Genomic DNA, 19,624 nt, shown 5'->3' with positions numbered 1-19,624 from the left:
GCATGACGACAGCAGCCTCCCGGTCCCCGCGCCGCCGCACCGTCATCGCCCTCGCCGTCGTCCTGATCGTGCTGGTCGCCTTCGTGGTGCGCCTGATCGACATCCAGGTCGTCAACGCCCGCGAACACGTCGACGACTCCCTCTCGATGGGTCTGCAGAGCTCGCGCGTCGAGTACGCCTCGCGCGGGTCGATCGTCGACGAGAACGGCATCCCCCTCGCCAGCAGCGTCAACCGGTACGACGTCCAGATCGACCCCATGCTCGCGGCGAAGGGCATCACCACCCGCGACGACGACGGCGACGAGATCACCACCGAGTGGCCGGAGCTGGCCGCCCGCATCGCCTCGGTCACCGGTCAGGACGCCGCCGAGGTGCAGAAGACCGTCACGGATGCCGTGGCCGACAACCCCGACTCGCGCTACGCCATGATCGCCCGGAGCGTCTCGACCGAGCAGTACCGCGCCCTCGTCGCGCTGGGCCTGCCGTTCCTGAGCTTCCCGCCGCAGGCCGGACGCATGTACCCCGACGGAGCGGTGGGCGGCAACCTGCTCGGCTTCGTCGGCAGTGACGGACAACCGCTCGAGGGTCTCGAGAGCGCCGACGACTCCTGCCTCGCCTCGAGCAACGGCAAGGTCGTCTTCCAGCAGAGCCGCGACGGCGTCGTGCTCCCGGGAACCGAGGTCGTCACGCAGCCCGCCGTCGACGGCGGCACCCTCAAGCTCACGATCGACCGCGACCTGCAGTGGTACATGCAGCAGCTCATCGCGGAGCAGGCGCAGAACACCGGCTCGCTCGGCGGCACGATCACCGTGGTCGAGGCGAAGACGGGCAAGATCCGCGCTCTCGCCGAGTACCCCACGGTCGACCCCAACGACCCCACCGCCTCACCGGCGACCGAGCGCGGCAGCGCCGCCTTCCGCGACCCCCACGAGCCCGGCTCGACGATGAAGGCGATCACCGCGGCGATCGGCCTCGACAGCGGCTCGTTCTCGACGGGCACGACCGTGACGGCATCCTCGAGCGAGACGCTGCCCGGGGGAGCGCGGGTGTCGGACTCGTTCGCGCACCCCGCGAACACCTACACGCTCACGGGCGTGCTGATCGACTCCTCGAACGTCGGCATCTCGAAGTTCGGCGACATGATCCCCCTCGACACCCGCGTGTCGTACCTCGACAAGTTCGGGCTCACGCAGCAGACGGCCGTGGGCTTCCCCGGCGAGTCCGGCGGCATCATGCGCGACCCCTCGTCGTGGGACAAGCAGACCTTTTACAACACCACCTTCGGTCAGGGCATCTCGGTCACCGTGCCGCAGCTGGCGGGCGCCTACCAGACCATCGCCAACGGCGGCGTGCGCATGCCGCTGTCGCTGGTGGAGAGCTGCACCGCGGCCGACGGGACCGTCACCGACGTGCCCGACGCCCAGGGCACGCGCGTGGTGTCCGAGGACGCCGCGCGCACCGTCTCGCAGATGCTCGAGAACGTGGCCACCCAGGGCACGCTCGCCACGCAGGTCGCCATCCCCGGGTACCGCATCGGCATCAAGACGGGTACCGGTGAGAAGACCGACCCCGTCACGGGCGCCTACAAGGGCGACGCGTACTTCACGACAATGATCGGTTTCGCCCCGGCCGACGACCCGCAGTACGTGGTCGAGGTCAACCTGGACGAACCGCGGACGGTAAAATCGTCCGCGGCCACCGCCCCCGCGTTCCAGAAGGCCATGACGCAGGTTCTCAAGAACTACCGCGTCATCCCCTCGGGAACCACGACCCCCGAACTGCCCAAGTTCGGCTGAGACACCGCCGACGCCGGTCTCGTCTCGGTAACGAATGCGACACGGAAAGGGCGTCCGCACAGCTATGATCCCCACCCCGCTCTCCCACATCGCCGACCTGCTCGGCGGGCGCCTCGTCGTGCGCCGCGACGACACCCCCGACACGCTCGTGTCCGGGCTGGTCGACACCGACTCGCGCCTCATCGAGCCCGGCGGCGTCTTCGTCGCCAAGCCCGGCGAGACCACCGACGGCCACCTCTTCGTCGGCACCGCCGTCGAGCGCGGAGCCGTCCTCGCCCTGGTCGAGCGCGAGCTCGACGACGACGTGAGTCAGATCGTCGTCCCCGACGTCGTCGCCGCCCTCGGCGCGCTGGCCAGCGACGTCGTCGCGCGCGTGCGCGCCCATGGCGACCTCAAGATCGTCGGCATCACCGGCTCCAACGGCAAGACGACCACCAAGAACCTCCTCGCCCGCATCCTCGAGGTCGAGGGCGAGACGGTGGCGCCGCGCGCCTCGTTCAACAACGAGGTGGGCGCCCCGCTGACCATGCTGCGCGTCACGGATGCCACCCGCTACCTCGTCAGCGAGTTCGGCGCGAGCGCCCCCGGCGCGATCGCCCGCCTCGCCGGCCTGGTGACCCCCGACATCGGGGTCGTCCTGATGGTCGGCATGGCCCACGCCGGGGGCTTCGGCGGCATCGAGTCGACCTTCCACGCCAAGAGCGAGCTGGTCACGGCCACCCGCGAGGGCGGTCTCGCCGTCCTCAACGCCGACGACCCCCGCGTCGCCGCGATGGAGCCGATCGCGCGCGAGCGCGGACAGGACGTCCGCTGGTTCGGCCGGGGCGAGCGCGCCCAGGTGCGCGCCCTCGACGTCGAGGTCTCGGCATCCGGGACCCGCGCCGAGCTGCTCGTCGACGGCGAACCGCACACCCTGACCCTGCGGGTGCTCGGCGAGCACCACGTCATGAACGCCCTCGCGGCCCTCGCCGCCGCCACCGCCCTGGGCGTCGCGGCCGCCGACGCGATCGCGCGGCTCGAGACGGTCGAGATCGCCGAGCGCTGGCGCATGCAGCCGATGGGCTCGGACCGCGTGCGCATCATCAACGACGCCTACAACGCCAGTCCCGACTCCATGGCCGCGGCGCTTCGCACCCTCGCGCAGATCACCGGCCCGGGCGAGCGCACCGTCGCCGTCCTCGGCGCGATGAGCGAGCTGGGGGAGTACGCCGACGAGGAGCACGACCGCGTGGGGCTGCTCGCGGTGCGCCTGCGCATCCAGCGGATCGTCGTGATCGGCCCCGAGGCGCGGCGCATGTACCTCGAGGCCATCGCGCAGGGCTCGTGGGACGGCGAGGCCGTGTTCTTCGCCGACGCCGACGCCGCGTTCGCCTACCTCGAGACCGAGCTGCGCGACGGCGATCGGGTCCTGGTGAAGTCGTCCAACTCGGCGGGGCTTCGTCACCTCGGCGATCGACTCGGGGAGCGTTTCGCGTGAGATCTCTGCTGACCTCGGCGGCGATCTCGCTCGCCTTCACCCTGTTCCTCACCCCGGTGTTCCTGCGGTGGTTCCGCAAGTGGGGCTGGGGGCAGGTCATCCGCACGCCCGAGAACGTGCACAACCCCTCGCACGGCGCCAAGCGCGGCACGCCCACCATGGGCGGCACGATCTTCATCCTCGGCACCATCGTCGGCTACCTGATCGGCTCGTTCGCCGGGAACAACCCCCCGACGATGTCGGGTCTGCTGGTGCTGTGGATGATGCTCGGCTTCGGCGTCGTCGGGTTCATCGACGACTACATGAAGGTGCGGCACCAGAACAGCCTCGGCCTCTCGGGCTGGCGCAAGATCGCCGGTCAGGTCATCGTCGCGGTCCCGTTCGCGATCGTGGCGCTGAACTTCCCCAACGCCGTCGGACAGACGGCCGCGTCGGGATACGTCTCGGTGTTCCGCGACATCCAGCTGCTGTCGTTCTTCGCGCTCGGGCCCATCCTCGGCTGGCTGCTCTACCTCGCGTGGATCTCGCTCATCGGCACCGCGACCTCGAACTCGGTCAACGTCGCCGACGGTCTGGACGGCCTCGCGGCGGGATCGGGCATCTTCGTCGTCGGCGCCTACAGCCTCATGGCGTTCTGGCAGAACAAGCAGGTGTGCGCGGACGTGCTCGACCCGAGCGTGCAGGCCGGCTGCTACGCCGTGCGCGACCCCTTCGACCTGGCGATCGTGTCCGCCTCCTTCGTGGGCGCCCTCGTCGGCTTCCTCTGGTGGAACGCGCCCAAGGCCAAGGTGTTCATGGGCGACTGCGGTTCCATGGCGATCGGCGGCGTGATCGCGGCCCTCGCGATCTTCACCCGCACCGAGCTGCTGCTCGTGCTCATCGCGGGCGTCTACGTCATCGCGTCGGGCTCGGTCATCCTGCAGCGCGCGTACTTCAAGATCACGAGGGGCAAGCGCCTGTTCCTCATGAGTCCCCTCCATCATCACCTCGAGATGCGCGGGTGGCCCGAGGTCACCATCGTCGTGCGCATGTGGATCATCGCGGGCCTGCTGGCCGTCTCGGGCATCGGATTCTTCTACGTCGAATGGCTCTCACGCGTATGACCGACCTCACCACCCTCACCAGCTGGCACGCCGACTGGAAGGGCCTGCGCGTCGCCGTGCTGGGCCTGTCGGTCACGGGCTTCTCGGTCGCCGACACGCTCGCCGAACTCGGCGCCGACGTGCTCGTGGTGACGGAGCGGGCGGATGCCGAGTACGGCCGCCTGCTGCCGGTGCTGGGCGTGCGCCTGCACGAGGGTCCGCTCGACACCGTCCCCGCCGAGCTGGCCGACTTCGCGCCCGAGGTCGTCGTCGCCTCGCCCGGATTCCCCCCGCACCACCCGGTGATCCGCTGGACGCAGGAGCGGGGCATCGCCCTCTGGGGCGACGTGGAGCTGGCGTGGCGCGTGCGCGACAAGGTCGTCCGCGCCGACGGCCGCCCCGCGGAGTGGGTGCTCATCACCGGCACCAACGGCAAGACCACGACGACGCGGCTCACGGCCGAGATGCTGGTGACGGCGGGTCTGCGCGCCGCGCCCGTCGGCAACATCGGCACCCCCGTCCTCGACGCGGTGCGCGATCCCGGCGGCTTCGACGCCCTCGTGGTCGAATTGTCGAGCCACCAGCTCTGGTACCTCAACCTGCAGCAGGGGACGGATGCCGTCTCGCCCCACGCCGCGGTGTGCTTGAATCTCGCCGACGACCACCTCGAGTGGCACGGCGGGGCCGACGCGTACCGCGCGGCCAAGGCCGGCGTCTACGCCCGCACCCGCGTCGCGTGCGTCTACAACAAGGCCGACGTCGCCACCCGCGAAATGATCGAGGACGCCGAGGTGGTCGAGGGCGCCCGCGCCATCGGCTTCGACCTCGGCGTCCCCGGGCCCAGCGATCTGGGCGTGGTCGACGGCATCCTGGTCGACCGGGCCTTCCTCGAGGAGCGCGCGACCTCGGCGCTCGAACTCACCACCGTCGCCGATCTGGCCGAGCGCGGACTCGCCGCCCCGCACATGGTGGCCAACATCCTCGCCGCCGCCGCTCTGGCGCGCTCGCTCGGCGCGACGCCGGCGCAGATCTTCGACACGCTCGAGCGGTTCCGCCTCGACCCCCATCGCATCCAGGTCGTGGGCGCGCATCGCGGCGTGACCTGGGTCGACGACTCGAAGGCGACCAACCCGCACGCGGCGGCCTCGTCGCTCGCGGCGTATCCCGGCGCGGTGTGGATCGTGGGCGGCCTGCTCAAGGGCGTCGACGTCACCGACCTCGTCCGACAGCGCGGGGCGTCCGTGCGCGCGGCCATCGTGATCGGCACCGAACGCGCAGACATCGTCGCGGCGTTCGCGCGACACGCCCCCGCGGTGCCGCTGTTCGAGGTCGACCACGCCGAGACTGAAGACGTCATGGCCCGGGTCGTCGAACTGGCGGCGGGTGTGGCCCGGGACGGAGACACCGTGCTCCTGGCTCCCGCGGCGGCATCCTTCGATCAGTTCTCGTCCTACTCCGACCGCGGTGAGCGCTTCGCCGACGCGGTGCGGACGTGGATCGCGGGCCAGGGCGACGGAGCGACTCGACCGACCGATTGAGGAGACACGCGTGACCACGACGGCGCCTCCTCCCCGGCAGAGCTCCGAAGAGCCCGCCCGCCCCGGACTCACCGCCCGGGTCTCGCTCGGCCGGGCCTTCCGTCCCGTCCCCAGTGAGTTCCTGCTCATCACCTCGGCCGCCCTGCTGCTGACGCTCTTCGGGCTCGTGATGGTGCTCTCGGCGACCTCGGCGCTGGACGGGGCGCAGAACCCCTTCGATCACGTGCTCAAGCAGGGCGTGTTCGCGGTGGTCGGCATCCCGCTCATGTTCGTCCTGAGCCGCGCGCCGCTGCGCTTCTGGAAGCGCATGGCGTGGCCCGCGCTGATCGCCGCCACGATGTTCCAGCTGCTGGTGTTCACCCCGCTGGGCATCTCGGCCAACGGCAACCGCAACTGGATCAACCTGGCCGGCATCCAGGCGCAGCCCGCCGAGTTCCTCAAACTCGCCCTCGCGCTGTGGCTCGGGTACGTGCTGTTCCGCAAGCAGACACTGCTGGGCGACTGGCGTCACGTCTTCATCCCCATCGTGCCGGTGGCGGCGCTGGTGATCGCCACGGTCATGGGCGGTAAGGACCTCGGCACGACGATGGTCCTCGTCCTCGTGCTGCTGGGGGCGCTGTTCTTCTCGGGCGTGCGCCTGCGCATCTTCCTGCTGCCGGCGATCGGCGCGCTCGGCGCGATCGCGCTCTTCGCGCTGACGAGCCCGGACCGCATGCGCCGCATCATGAGCTTCCTCGACCAGGACTGCCTCGCCAACTACCTCGGCGACTGCTATCAGCCGCTGCACGGCATCTGGGGCCTCGCCGCCGGGGGAGTGTTCGGTGTGGGACTCGGCAACTCCGCCGAGAAGTACGACTGGCTGCCGGCCGCCGCGAACGACTACATCTTCGCGATCGTCGGCGAGGAGCTCGGCCTGATCGGCTGCGTCGTCGTGCTGGCGCTGTTCGCGCTGTTCGCGGTCGGGGCGTTCCACATCATCCGCCGCACCGACGACCCCTTCGTGCGCATCGTCGCGGGCGGCATCACCATCTGGATCGTCGGTCAGGCCATGATCAACGTCGCCGTGGTGCTGCGCGTGTTCCCGGTGCTGGGCGTGCCGCTGCCGTTCATGTCGCAGGGCGGCACCTCGCTGCTGTCGGTGCTGATCGGCTGCGGCGTGCTGCTGTCGTGCGCGCGGACCCTGCCCGATCGCCGCGCGGCGGTGGCGGCCCCCGCGCGTCCCGCGCGTCGGGCTGCGGCGCGGCGGACCCGCGGCTGATCGGGCGGGAACCGCCACCCGGCCTGGTTAGGGTCGTACGGTGACGACTTACCTGCTCGCCGGCGGCGGCACCGCCGGCCACGTGAACCCCCTCCTCGCCGTCGCGGACGGCCTGCGGGCGCGCGACGCCGCGGCCGACGTGCTCGTGCTCGGTACGCGCGAGGGCCTGGAGGCGCGGCTCGTGCCCCTGCGCGGCTACGAGCTGCTGATCGTGGCGAAGGTGCCGTTCCCGCGGCGTCCGAACCGCGCGGCGGCGGTCTTCCCCCGGCAGTTCCTGGCCGCGGTGGCGCACGTGCGGCGGCTCATCCGCGAGCGGGGCGTCGACGTCGTCGTCGGTTTCGGAGGCTACGCCGCGGCACCGGCGTACGTGGCGGCGCGGCGCGAGCGCGTCCCCTTCGTCGTGCACGAGGCCAACGCCAAGCCGGGCCTGGCGAACGTGCTGGGCGCCCGGGCGGCGGCCGGGGTTGGCACGGCGTTCGCGGGCACGCCGCTGCGCGGTGCGAGAGAGGTGGGGATGCCGTTGCGCCGCGAGATCGTCGAGCTCGACGTCGCGGCCACCCGCGCCGAGGCGGCCGCGCACTTCGGCCTCGACGCCGGGCGGCCGACGCTGCTGGTGTTCGGGGGGTCTCTGGGCGCGCTGCGCCTGAACACGGCGTTCGGCGGCGCGTGGCGCGACGTGCTCGACGCCGGCTGGCAGCTGCTGCACGTGACCGGTCAGAACTCCGACCTTCCCGACCCGGGCGCGCAGGGGTACGCCGTCGTGCGGTACGTCGACCGCATGGACCTGGCCTTCGCCCTCGCCGACCTCGTGGTCTCGCGATCGGGCGCCGCGACGGTCAGCGAGATCAACGCGCTCGGCATCCCGGCCGTCTACGTGCCCTACGCCGTCGGCAACGGCGAGCAGAGCCTCAACGCCGCCGCCGCGGTGCGGGCGGGGGCGGCGATCCTCATCCCCGACGGGGAGTTCACGCCCGAGCGCGTGCGCGCCGAGATCGTGCCGTTGCTCGCCGACGGCGCGCGCCGCGAGGCCATGCGGACCGCGGCGGCGCGCACCGGCATCCGCACCGGTACCGAGAACGTGATCGCGATGATCGACGAGGCCCTCGCCCGCTGACGTCGCCGCACGGCGCCCGCCCGCCCCGCGCGCCGGGGCTCGCGCGCAGGATCGGCGACGTAAACTCGCAGACGCCATGATCAGACCCGACCTGAGCCTCCCCATCCCCGAGACCATCACCTCCGCGCACTTCATCGGCGTGGGGGGCTCCGGCATGTCGGGCCTGGCCCGCATGTTCCTCGACCGCGGCATCCGGGTCTCCGGCTCCGACCGCGCCGACAGCGCGGCGCTGCGCGACCTCGCCGCCCGCGGGGCGACGGTCCACGTCGGTCACGACGCCGCGCACCTGGGCGATGCCGACACGGTCGTGCACACCGGGGCGATCTGGCCCGAGAACCCCGAGTTCGTGACCGCGAAGCAACGCGGCCTGCACGTCATCCACCGTTCGCAGGCCCTGCACTGGCTCATCGGCGGTCGCCGCCTGGTGTCGGTCGCGGGGGCGCACGGCAAGACCACCTCGACCGGCATGATCGTGACGGCTCTGCGCGCCCTCGACGTCGATCCGACCTTCGTCAACGGCGGCGTCATCGCGGACCTCGGGGCGTCGAGCGGCACGGGCTCGGACGACCTCGTCGTGATCGAGGCCGACGAGTCCGACGGCACGTTCGAGCTGTACGACACCTCGGTCGCGCTGATCACCAACGTCGACCCCGACCACCTCGACCACTACGGCTCGCGCGACGCGTTCGACGCCGCGTTCGCTCGATTCGCGGATGCCGCGAGCGAGGCCGTGGTCATCTCGGCCGACGACGCGGGAGCGCGCGCCGTGCGCGAGCGCATCACGCACGCCACCGTGGTGACCTTCGGCGAGGACCCCTCCGCGGACGTGCGGCTCAGCGGCATCCGCACAGAGGGCCCCGTCGCCTTCACGCTCACCGCCGACGGCGAGAGCGTCGAGGTGCGCCTGCGCGTGCCCGGCGCCCACAACGCCGTCAACGCCGCCGGAGCGGTGGCCGTGCTCCGCGTCCTCGGTCACCCCCTCGCCGACGCGGCCCGCGCCGTCGAGGGCTTCGGGGGGACCGTGCGCCGCTTCGAGCTGCACGGCGTGCAGCACGGTGTCAGCGTGTACGACGACTACGCCCACCATCCCACCGAGGTCGCCGCGGCGCTGTCCGCCGCGCGTACGGTCGTGGGCGAGGGGCGCATCATCGCGATCCAGCAGCCGCACACGTACTCGCGGACGCAGGAGATGTACCGCGAATTCGCCGAGGTGCTCGAGACGCACGCCGATCACACGGTCATGCTCGACGTCTACGGTGCCCGCGAGGACCCGGTGCCCGGGGTGACCGGCGAGCTGGTGAGCGGCGCGTTCGCCGACCCGGCGCACGTGCAGTACGTGCCCGACTGGCAGCAGGCCGCGGAGTACACCGCGCGCGTCGCGCGTCCCGGCGACTACGTCATCACCCTCGGCTGCGGCAACGTCTACCAGATCATCCCGCAGGTGCTCGAGGCGCTCTCCCGCACCGAGGCGCCGGCGGTCTGAGCGTGCGCCGGCCCTCGCCCCTGCCGCAGCCGCCGGCGTCCGCCCGTGCGTCGAAGGCCGAGCGTCCCGCGGCGCGCGTGCCGCGGCATCCGGATGCCGTGGACGACACCGCCCCGGTGACGCCCTTCGTGCGGCCGGACGACGCGCAAACCGACGGCGGGCGGGCGGATGACGTGGCGTCCGGCGGCGACGGCGAGACCACGCGTCTGCGCGACGTGTGGCGCGCCTCGCGTGCGCGGCGCCGCGCGCTGTCGGCCGAGGTCAAGCGCTTCACGGTGCGGCAGCGCCGTCGTCGGCGCGTGTGGATCGGCGTGGGAGTGGCGTTCCTCGTGACGGTGCTGGGGACGGCGGGAGCGGCGTACAGCCCGCTGTTCGCCGTGGAGCGCATCGACGTCGTGGGCACCTCGCAGCTCGACGTCGCGGCGGTGACGGCCGCGCTGGACGCGCAGAGGGGCACCCCCCTCGCGATGGTCGACGACAGCGCCGTGAAGGCCGCGCTGGTGCGCTTCCCCCTGGTCGAGTCGTACACGCTCGAGGCCCGCCCGCCGCACGACCTCGTCGTGCGGATCGTGGAGCGCACGCCGATCGGGGCGATGCAGACCCCGGCGGGCTTCACGGTGGTGGATGCCGCCGGCGTCGCCCTGTCGACGACTCCCGACGCCCCGGCGGGGCAGCCGGTGCTCGACATCGCCGGTGGTACGGATTCGGCGGCGTTCCACGCCGCGGGGCGGGTCGTGCGGGCGCTGCCCGACGCGATCCGCGCGCAGGTCACCGCCGTCTCGGCGTCGACGCCCGATGACGTCACCCTGACGCTCGGCGCGTCGGGTTCGCGCGTCGTGTGGGGCAGCGCCGAGCGTTCGGCCGAGAAGGCGGTCGTCCTCGACCGTCTGATGGCGAAGAGCCCGCCGGACCGGGCCAAGGAGTACGACGTGACCTCGCCCGAGGCGGGCGTCGTCCGCTGATCTTCGAGGCGAAAACGGAACACGCCGCGTGTCGGTCCCGCGGGGCCCCGGACGCCGCCTACCTTCGAGCTAAGGAATTGCATACCGGGCAATTCTTTAACCCTCAACATGAGGTTTAGAGTTTCGGGTTCGGGGACAAACGGAGGCCGGCATGAGCCACAACCAGAACTACCTCGCCGTGATCAAGGTCGTCGGTGTGGGCGGGGGCGGCGTCAACGCCGTCAACCGCATGATCGAGCTCGGCCTGCGCGGCGTGGAGTTCATCGCGATCAACACCGACGCACAGGCGCTGCTCATGAGCGACGCCGACGTCAAGCTCGACGTGGGTCGCGAGCTCACGCGCGGCCTGGGCGCCGGAGCGGACCCCGAGGTCGGCCGCCGTGCCGCCGAGGACCACGCCGAAGAGATCGAAGAGGCCCTGCGCGGCGCCGACATGGTCTTCGTCACCGCGGGCGAGGGCGGCGGGACCGGCACCGGCGGTGCGCCCGTGGTCGCCAAGATCGCCAAGTCGATCGGCGCGCTGACCATCGGTGTCGTCACCAAGCCCTTCTCGTTCGAGGGTCGTCGCCGCCAGAGCCAGGCCGAGGGCGGGGTGCAGCGCCTGAAAGAAGAGGTCGACACCCTCATCGTCGTCCCCAACGACCGCCTGCTCGAGATCAGCGACCGCGGCATCTCGATGATCGAGGCCTTCGCCACCGCCGACCAGGTGCTGCTCGCCGGTGTCCAGGGCATCACCGACCTGATCACCACGCCCGGTCTGATCAACCTCGACTTCGCCGACGTGAAGTCGGTGATGCAGGGCGCAGGCTCCGCGCTCATGGGCATCGGATCCTCGCGCGGGGCCGACCGCGCGATCAAGGCGGCCGAACTCGCCGTCGAGTCGCCCCTGCTCGAGGCCTCGATCGAGGGCGCGCACGGCGTGCTCCTGTCGATCCAGGGCGGGTCCAACCTCGGCATCTTCGAGATCAACGACGCTGCGCAGCTGGTCAAAGAGGCCGCCCACCCCGAGGCGAACATCATCTTCGGAACCGTCATCGACGACACCCTCGGCGACGAGGTGCGCGTCACCGTCATCGCGGCCGGGTTCGACGGCGGCGAGCCGTCGCTGCGCATCGACCCGGTCAGCGCGCAGCGGCCGGCCAGCATCCCCGTGGTGCCCGTCATCCCCGCCGACGACGTCGCCCGCGACCTCGACGCGGCCGAGGAGCAGAAGGCGGCGACCGAACGCCCCGTCGAGCGCGCCCCTGAGCGTCGTCCCGAGCCCGCGCCGGTCACCGCGCGCGTTCCCGAGACCTCGTACGACAACGGCTACGCCGACGACGACCTCGACGTGCCCGACTTCCTGAAGTAAGCACGAACTCTCCGACGAAAGCGGGTCCGGTCTTCACCGGGCCCGCTCTCGTCGTCGAAGGAGCAGCATGGACACCGCCCTGGCCGACCGGCTCGCCGCCGTCGACGATCGCATCCGGGATGCCGCCCGCGCCGCCGATCGCGACGTCTCCGGGATCACCCGCATCGTCGTGACCAAGTTCCACCCCGCCGCGCTCGTGCAGGACCTCTACGCCCTCGGCGTCCGCCACGTCGGCGAGAACCGTCAGCAGGAGCTCACCGCCAAGCGCGCCGAGCTCGTCGGCATCCCGGATCTGACCTGGCACTTCATTGGTCAGGCGCAGACCAACAAGGCGCGCCTGGTGCGGGCGGGGGCGGATGCCGTGCACTCCGTCGACCGCGCGCGCATCGCCGACGCCCTGCACAACGCCGCACCCGGCGACGACGTCCTCGACGTCCTGGTGCAGGTGAATCTCACCGACGACCCCGGCCGCGGGGGAGTGGCCCCCGAAGAGGTCGGCGCGCTCGCGACGCACGTGGCGGCCCTCGACAGCCTGCGCCTGCGCGGTGTGATGGCGGTCGCCCCTCTCGACGAGCAGCCCGGTCGCGCGTTCGAACGACTGCGTCGATGCGCCGACGCCGTCCGGGTCGTCGTGCCCGACGCCGACTGGATCTCGGCGGGCATGACCGGAGATTTCCCCGAGGCGATCGCGATGGGCGCGACACACCTGCGGATCGGCTCCGCAATCACGGGCCCGAGGCCCCCGCGCGACTAGCCTCGGACCAGACGAGCGAACGGAGGATGCGATGTCGAACCCCCTGAAGAAGACCATGGTGTACCTGGGCCTCGCCGACGAGGAAGAGACCTACGAGGAGACGGCGCCGCAGCCCATCGCGCGCAAGCAGGCCGCACCGGCCGCTCCCGTGGAGAAGGCCGCGCCGGTCACCCCGCTGCACCGTCCCGCCGTGGTGCGCCAGCCCTCGGCCGGACCCGTGAGCGAGATCCTCACGGTGCACCCCAAGCAGTACCGCGACGCCCAGACGATCGCCGAGAACTTCCGCGAGGGCATCCCGGTCATCATCAACCTGTCGCAGATGAGCGACGCCGACGCGCGTCGCCTGATCGACTTCGCGAGCGGTCTCTCGCTCGGGCTGTACGGCCGCATCGAGCGGGTGACGAGCAAGGTCTTCCTGCTGTCGCCCGAGAACATCGCCGTGTCCGGCGACGGTGCGATCGCGCAGGCCGACCCCGAGGCTGCGCCCTTCGCGTCCCAGTAATCGATCGTGGCCGTCCTGAGCCTGATCGGCTCCGTCCTCAGCGCGATCCTCTTCATCTACATCGTGCTGCTGCTCGCGCGCCTCGTGCTCGAGTACATCCCGATGTTCAATCGCGAGTGGCGTCCCCGGGGTGCGACCCTGGTGCTCGCCGAGATCGTCTACACCGTGACGGATCCGCCCATCAAGCTGATCCGCCGCATCATCCCTCCCCTGCGCATCGGGGGCATCGCGATCGACTTCGGTTTCGCGATCGTGATGTTCGTCTGCTTCATGCTGTTGAGCGTCACGCGGTCCCTCGCGTCCGCCTGACGCTTTCGCCGCCGCCCTTCGACACCGGTCGAGGGCGGCGGCTATGCTGTTCCGAAGCGGTACGCCCCGGTGCGACACCCCCCACAGTTCCGAAATCAGAGCTCTCGAAAGAGGAAACACCATGGCACTGACCCCCGATGACGTCGTCACCAAGCAGTTCCAGCACGTGCGCTTCAAGGAGGGCTTCGACCCCGACGAGGTCGACGACTTCCTCGACGAGATCGTCGTCGAGTGGCGCAAGACCATCGCCGAGAACGAGGAGCTGAAGACCAAGCTCGCCGCGTACGAGTCCGGCGAGGCCGCTCCGGCCGCGACCGAGGCCCCCGTCGCCGAGGCCCCCAAGGCCGAGGAGCCCGTGGACGAGACCCCCGCTCCCGCGCCGGTCGCCGAGGCCCCCAAGGCCGACGTCGAGCCCGCCGCGCAGAGCGCCGGCATCATCGAGCTCGCTCAGCGTCTGCACGACGAGCACGTCGCCGAGGGCAAGGCCCAGCGCGACCAGCTCATCGGCGAGGCGCAGGCGCAGGCGGCGTCCATCGTCGCCGAGGCCGAGCAGAAGGGTCGCGAGGAGCGCGCCCGCCTCGAGAAGGAGCGCGTGACGCTCGAGGGCCGCATCACCGAGCTCCGCACCTTCGAGCGCGACTACCGCTCGCAGCTGCGTTCGTACATCGAGGGCCAGCTGCGCGACCTCGACACCACCGCGACGTCGTCGGGCTCGACCCCGGTGTCGGCGATCGGTCTGTAACTCTTTGCGCAGTCGACCTCCTCTGCGTTCGGCGGCGGCCGGCATCGTCATCGCGATCCTCGCGGTGGTGGTGCTGGCCGCCGACCAGTTGGCGAAGACCGTCGCCATCGACAGCCTCCCCCCGGAGCGCGTCGTCCCGGTGATCGGTGAAGCGCTGCAGTTCTACCTCGTGCGCAACCCCGGCGCGGCGTTCTCCCTCGGCGAGGGCGTGACGTGGATCTTCACGATCGCGTTGGCGATCGTGGCCGGGATCATCGTCTACCTCGCCGCGCGGCGCGTGCACTCCCGCCTGTGGGCCGTCGTGCTGGGCCTGCTGCTGGGCGGCGTGCTCGGAAACCTCACCGACCGGCTCCTGCGCGAGCCCGGTTTCCCGGTGGGTCACGTCGTCGACTTCATCTCGACACCGTGGATGATGCCCGCGATCTACAACGTCGCCGACGTGTTCATCGTGTCGATGATAATCTCGGTGGCGATCCTGGTGCTGTTCGGACTCCGGTTGGACGGCACCCGAGAGACCAAGGCCTCGCGCTCGACCGAGTCCGCCGCGGCCGACGACGCCCCCTCCGGGGCCGAGCCGGGCGCCCGCTGACATGGAGTCGCGGAGCCTCCCCGTCCCCGACGGGCTCGATGGGACGCGTATCGACCAGGCCCTGGCCAAGATGCTCGGCTTCTCCCGGACGTTCGCGGCCGAGGTCGCGGATGCCGGGGGAGTGAGCGTCGACGGACGCACCGCCGGTCGCAGCGACCGCCTGCGCGCGGGTTCGTGGATCAGCGTCGAGTGGGAGCCCAAGCGCGACCCCGAGATCGTCCCGGTCGCGGTGCCCGACCTCGGGATCGTCCACGACGACGACGACATCGTCGTGGTCGACAAGCCCGCCGGCGTCGCCGCCCACCCCTCCGTCGGGTGGGAGGGGCCGACGGTTCTGGGCGCCCTCGCGGCCGCGGGCTTCCGCATCGCGACCAGCGGCCCGGCTGAGCGCCGTGGCGTGGTCCATCGCCTGGACGCGGGGACGAGCGGTCTCATGGTCGTCGCCAAGACCGAGCGCGCGTACACCCTGCTCAAGAGCGCGTTCAAGGACCGCGAGGTCGACAAGATCTACCACGCCGTCGTCCAGGGGCATCCGGATCCGCTCGCCGGTACGATCGACGCGCCGATTGGGCGGCATCCCCACCACTCCTGGAAGTTCGCGGTCACCCCGGACGGCAAGGACTCCGTCACCCACTACGAAACGCTCGAGGCGTTCCCTCGCGCCTCGCTGCTCGAGATCCACCTCGAGACCGGTCGCACGCACCAGATCCGCGTGCACATGGCCGCGCACCGTCACCCGTGCGCGGGCGACCCCCTATACGGCGCCGACCCGACGCTGTCGGCCCGACTGGGGCTGACGCGCCAATGGCTGCACGCCCACCGTCTGGCGTTCGCGCACCCGGGATCGGGGGAGTGGGTCGAGTTCGCCTCGCCGTATCCCGCCGATCTGGCGCGCGCGCTCGAGATCCTCTCCGACGGCGCCTGAGCGGGCGCACGCCGCTCGCCTGCGCCCGCCGGCGCGGCGGGCGGACGACCCCGGCCGACGCGCCGCGGCGACGCGCCCGGGGCGACGGCCGCGGCTGGGGGTCGGCCCCGAACTTCAGGGGTCGATGTCGGAGGGCGAACGTAGACTCGTCGCGTGGCAGCAGACTCCTTCGTTCACCTTCACGTGCACAGCGAGTACTCGATGCTCGACGGCGCCGCGCGCATCGGTCCGATGGTCCAAGAGGCCGTCAAACAGGGAATGCCCGCGATCGCGGTGACCGACCACGGCAACACCTTCGCGGCCTACGAGTTCTACAAGACCGCCAAGGACGCGGGGATCAAGCCGATCATCGGCATTGAGGCGTACGTCACCCCCGGCACCCACCGCTCCGACAAGGCGCGCGTGCGGTGGGGCACGCCCGAGCAGCAGAGCGACGACGTCTCCGGTTCGGGCGCGTACACGCATATGACGCTGCTGTCCGAGACCACCGAGGGCATGCACAACCTGTTCCGGTTGTCGTCCAAGGCGAGCATGGAGGGCTACTACTTCAAGCCCCGCATGGACCGCGAGCTGCTGCAGACGTACGGCAAGGGACTCATCGCCACGACGGGCTGCCCGTCCGGCGAGGTGCAGACCCGCCTGCGTCTCGGGCAGTACGACGCGGCGCGGGCGGCGGCGGCCGAGTTCCAGGACATCTTCGGCAAAGACAACTACTTCGCCGAGATCATGGACCACGGCCTGTCGATCGAGCGTCGCGTCATGACCGATCTGCTCCGGATCTCGAAAGACCTCGGCATCCCCCTGGTCGGCACCAACGACCTGCACTACACGCACCAGCACGACGCCACGAGCCACGCGGCGCTGCTGTGCGTGCAGTCGGGTTCGACCCTCGACGACCCCAAGCGCTTCAAGTTCGACGGCGACGGGTACTACGTCAAATCGCCCGCCGAGATGCGTCAGGTGTTCCGCGACAACCCCGAGGCGTGCGACAACACGCTGCTCATCGCCGAGCGGTGCGAGGTCGAGTTCGACACCTCGGCCAACTACATGCCCCGCTTCCCCGTGCCCGCGGGCGAGACCGAGGGCAGCTGGATGATCAAAGAGGTCGAGAACGGCCTGCAGGATCGCTATCCCGACGGCATCCCGGATGCCGTGCGCAAGCAGGCCGAGTACGAGACCGACGTCATCCTGCAGATGGGGTTCCCCGGTTACTTCCTCGTCGTCGCCGACTTCATCAACTGGGCTAAGCGCAACGGCATCCGGGTCGGTCCCGGCCGCGGCTCGGGCGCGGGATCGATGGTCGCCTACGCCATGAAGATCACCGATCTCGACCCCCTGCAGCACGGTCTGATCTTCGAGCGCTTCCTCAACCCCGACCGCGTCTCGATGCCCGACTTCGACGTCGACTTCGACGACCGCCGTCGCGGCGAGGTCATCCAGTACGTCACCGAGAAGTACGGCGACGAGCGCGTCGCGCAGATCGTCACGTACGGCACCATCAAGGCCAAGCAGGCCCTCAAGGACGCCGGGCGCGTGCTCGGTTTCCCCTTCAGCATGGGTGACAAGCTCACCAAGGCCATGCCGCCCGCCGTCATGGGTAAAGACATGCCGCTGGACGGCATGTTCAACCCCGAGCACCCCCGCTACAAAGAGGCGAGCGAGTTCCGCACGCTCATCGAGACCGACCCCGAGGCCAAGACGGTGTTCGACACCGCGCTGGGGCTCGAGAACCTCAAGCGTCAGTGGGGCGTGCACGCGGCCGGCGTGATCATGTCGAGCGAGCCGCTGATCGACATCATCCCGATCATGCGCCGCGAGCAGGACGGCCAGATCGTCACGCAGTTCGACTACCCGGCGTGCGAGTCGCTCGGCCTCATCAAGATGGACTTCCTGGGGCTGCGCAACCTCACCATCATCAACGACGCCCTCGACAACATCGAGGCCAACCGCGGTCATCCTCTCGTGCTCGAGGATCTCGCCCTCGACGACGCGGCGTCGTACGAGCTCCTCGCCCGCGGCGACACGCTCGGTGTGTTCCAGCTCGACGGCGGCCCGATGCGATCACTGCTGCGCCTGATGCGTCCCGACAACTTCGAGGACATCTCGGCCGTCCTGGCGCTGTACCGGCCTGGCCCGATGGGCGTGAACTCGCACATCAATTACGCGCTGCGCAAGAACAAGCAGCAGGAGATCGAGCCGATCCACCCCGAGCTCGAGGAGCCCCTGGCAGACATCCTCGACACGACCTACGGCCTGATCGTCTATCAGGAGCAGGTGATGGCCGTGGCCCAGCGGGTGGCCGGGTACACGCTCGGTCAGGCCGACCTGCTGCGCCGCGCGATGGGCAAGAAGAAGAAGAGCGAGCTCGACAAGCAGAAAGAGATCTTCTTCGGCGGTATGACCGAGCGCGGGTTCGGTGACGTCGCGCAGCAGACGCTGTGGAAGGTGCTCGAGTCGTTCGCCGACTACGCCTTCAACAAGGCGCACACGGCCGCCTACGGCCTGGTGTCGTACTGGACCGCGTACCTCAAGGCGCACTATCCCGCCGAGTACATGGCCGCGCTGCTCACCAGCGTCGGCGACTCGAAGGACAAGATGGCGGTGTACCTCAACGAGTGCCGCCGCATGGGCATCAAGGTGCTCCCGCCCGACGTGAACGAGTCGATCCGCTTCTTCGCCGCCGTCGGCGAAGACATCCGCTTCGGCCTCGGCGCGGTCCGCAACGTCGGCACCAACGTGGTCGACGGCATCGTCGCGGCCCGGCACGAGGCGAAGTACACCTCGTTCCACGACTTCCTGTCCAAGGTGCCGATGCACGTGGCCAACAAGCGCACCGTCGAATCGCTCATCAAGGCGGGGGCCTTTGATTCGCTCGGCTCGACGCGCCGCGCTCTCGTCGAGGTGCACGAGGACGCCTGCGAGGGAGCGGTGCTCGACAAGCGGCGCGAGGCCAACGGCGAGGTCGGCTTCGACTTCGACTCGCTGTGGGACGAACCGCAACAGGTCGTCAAGGTGCCGGAGCGGCCCGAGTGGACCAAGAAGGACAAGCTCGCCTTCGAGCGCGAGATGCTCGGCCTGTACGTGTCCGATCATCCGCTCGCGGGTCTCGAGGTCCCGTTGGCCAAGCACGCGTCGACGTCGATCCACGACCTGCTCGCGTCCGAGGACGTGCAGGACGGCGACCAGGTCACGGTCGCGGGTCTTCTCACCAGCGTGCAGCACCGCGTCGCGAAGCAGAGCGGCAACCCGTACGGCATGGTCACCGTCGAGGACTTCAACGGCGAGGTGACCGTGATGTTCATGGGCAAGACCTACGCCGAGTTCGCTCCCGTCCTGCAGGCCGACTCGATCCTCGTCGTCCGCGGCCGGGTGTCGCGGCGCGACGACGGCCTCAACCTGCACGCGCAGAGCGCGTTCGCCCCGGATCTCGAGGGTCTCGACGAGACCGGCGGTCTCACGCTCGTCGTGCCCGAGCAGCGCGCGAACGAGGCGCTGGTCGGCGAACTCGCGCACATGCTGCGCCGTCACGCGGGGTCGACCGAGGTGGTGCTGAAGCTCCACAAGGGGGGCTCTGCGAAGGTCTTCGAGGTGCCGATGCCGGTCCGCGTGACCGCGGACCTGTTCGGAGAGCTCAAGGGTCTGCTCGGCCCGAACTGCCTCGGCTGACGCCCGCCCCGTTTCCCCCCGTACGTCATCGTCACAACCCCAGCGGATGCAGAACACCCGCTGGTTAGGATGACCG

Annotated in this window: 16 protein-coding genes; all 16 read left to right on the top strand. The window is 70.5% G+C overall.

Annotation, left to right across the window (positions count from 1 at the left end; genetic code table 11):
- The first annotated feature begins 2 nt into the window (after positions 1–2).
- The 16 genes from DC432_RS02505 to dnaE all read left to right on the top strand — a co-directional run bounded on the left by DC432_RS02505 (position 3) and on the right by dnaE (position 19,548).
- Complete coding sequence (locus DC432_RS02505) at positions 3–1,796, top strand: peptidoglycan D,D-transpeptidase FtsI family protein (RefSeq protein WP_116536548.1); 1,794 nt, start codon at positions 3–5, stop codon at positions 1,794–1,796.
- A 64-nt stretch (positions 1,797–1,860) separates the two neighbouring features.
- On the top strand, positions 1,861–3,273 hold the full coding sequence (locus tag DC432_RS02500) for a UDP-N-acetylmuramoyl-tripeptide--D-alanyl-D-alanine ligase (protein ID WP_116536547.1): 1,413 nt from the start codon (positions 1,861–1,863) through the stop codon (positions 3,271–3,273).
- Complete coding sequence (mraY, locus tag DC432_RS02495; protein ID WP_116536546.1) at positions 3,270–4,376, top strand: phospho-N-acetylmuramoyl-pentapeptide-transferase; 1,107 nt, start codon at positions 3,270–3,272, stop codon at positions 4,374–4,376. The genes DC432_RS02500 and mraY overlap by 4 nt, the downstream gene beginning before the upstream one ends.
- Positions 4,358–5,893 (top strand): UDP-N-acetylmuramoyl-L-alanine--D-glutamate ligase, encoded by a 1,536-nt coding sequence (murD, locus tag DC432_RS02490; RefSeq protein ID WP_431739670.1) that lies wholly within the window; start codon positions 4,358–4,360, stop codon positions 5,891–5,893. The genes mraY and murD overlap by 19 nt, the downstream gene beginning before the upstream one ends.
- A gap of 10 nt (positions 5,894–5,903) precedes the next feature.
- The gene (ftsW, locus tag DC432_RS02485) at positions 5,904–7,151 is read left to right on the top strand and encodes a putative lipid II flippase FtsW (protein ID WP_116536544.1); all 1,248 of its coding nucleotides are present in this window, start codon (positions 5,904–5,906) and stop codon (positions 7,149–7,151) included.
- Positions 7,152–7,191: 40 nt separating this feature from the next.
- Entirely contained in the window at positions 7,192–8,265 is a 1,074-nt protein-coding gene (locus tag DC432_RS02480; protein WP_116536543.1) for a UDP-N-acetylglucosamine--N-acetylmuramyl-(pentapeptide) pyrophosphoryl-undecaprenol N-acetylglucosamine transferase, read from the top strand.
- Positions 8,266–8,341: 76 nt separating this feature from the next.
- Positions 8,342–9,748 carry a UDP-N-acetylmuramate--L-alanine ligase gene (gene murC, locus DC432_RS02475; RefSeq protein ID WP_116536542.1) on the top strand — a complete coding sequence of 469 codons (1,407 nt, stop codon included), beginning with the start codon at positions 8,342–8,344 and terminating at the stop codon, positions 9,746–9,748.
- A gap of 2 nt (positions 9,749–9,750) precedes the next feature.
- Positions 9,751–10,710 carry an FtsQ-type POTRA domain-containing protein gene (locus DC432_RS02470; RefSeq protein ID WP_116536541.1) on the top strand — a complete coding sequence of 320 codons (960 nt, stop codon included), beginning with the start codon at positions 9,751–9,753 and terminating at the stop codon, positions 10,708–10,710.
- Positions 10,711–10,861: 151 nt separating this feature from the next.
- On the top strand, positions 10,862–12,061 hold the full coding sequence (ftsZ, locus tag DC432_RS02465) for a cell division protein FtsZ (RefSeq protein ID WP_108317887.1): 1,200 nt from the start codon (positions 10,862–10,864) through the stop codon (positions 12,059–12,061).
- A gap of 67 nt (positions 12,062–12,128) precedes the next feature.
- A complete protein-coding gene (locus DC432_RS02460) occupies positions 12,129–12,815 on the top strand; it encodes a YggS family pyridoxal phosphate-dependent enzyme (protein ID WP_116536540.1) in 687 nt (228 codons plus the stop codon).
- A gap of 31 nt (positions 12,816–12,846) precedes the next feature.
- Complete coding sequence (locus tag DC432_RS02455) at positions 12,847–13,317, top strand: cell division protein SepF (protein ID WP_108317885.1); 471 nt, start codon at positions 12,847–12,849, stop codon at positions 13,315–13,317.
- Positions 13,318–13,323: 6 nt separating this feature from the next.
- Complete coding sequence (locus DC432_RS02450) at positions 13,324–13,626, top strand: YggT family protein (protein ID WP_108317884.1); 303 nt, start codon at positions 13,324–13,326, stop codon at positions 13,624–13,626.
- A 121-nt stretch (positions 13,627–13,747) separates the two neighbouring features.
- A complete protein-coding gene (locus DC432_RS02445) occupies positions 13,748–14,368 on the top strand; it encodes a DivIVA domain-containing protein (RefSeq protein ID WP_116536539.1) in 621 nt (206 codons plus the stop codon).
- 4 nt (positions 14,369–14,372) lie between these two features.
- Positions 14,373–14,957 carry a signal peptidase II gene (gene lspA, locus DC432_RS02440; protein WP_116536538.1) on the top strand — a complete coding sequence of 195 codons (585 nt, stop codon included), beginning with the start codon at positions 14,373–14,375 and terminating at the stop codon, positions 14,955–14,957.
- Position 14,958: 1 nt separating this feature from the next.
- Positions 14,959–15,882 carry an RluA family pseudouridine synthase gene (locus DC432_RS02435; protein WP_116536537.1) on the top strand — a complete coding sequence of 308 codons (924 nt, stop codon included), beginning with the start codon at positions 14,959–14,961 and terminating at the stop codon, positions 15,880–15,882.
- A 201-nt stretch (positions 15,883–16,083) separates the two neighbouring features.
- The gene (dnaE, locus tag DC432_RS02430; protein WP_243392997.1) at positions 16,084–19,548 is read left to right on the top strand and encodes a DNA polymerase III subunit alpha; all 3,465 of its coding nucleotides are present in this window, start codon (positions 16,084–16,086) and stop codon (positions 19,546–19,548) included.
- Positions 19,549–19,624 lie beyond the last annotated feature (76 nt).

Source organism: Microbacterium testaceum, assembly GCF_003075375.1.
Taxonomy (GTDB): Bacteria; Actinomycetota; Actinomycetes; order Actinomycetales; family Microbacteriaceae; genus Microbacterium; species Microbacterium testaceum_E.
Note: the sequence above shows the minus strand (reverse complement) of the source record. Positions and strands in the feature narration are given on the sequence as shown.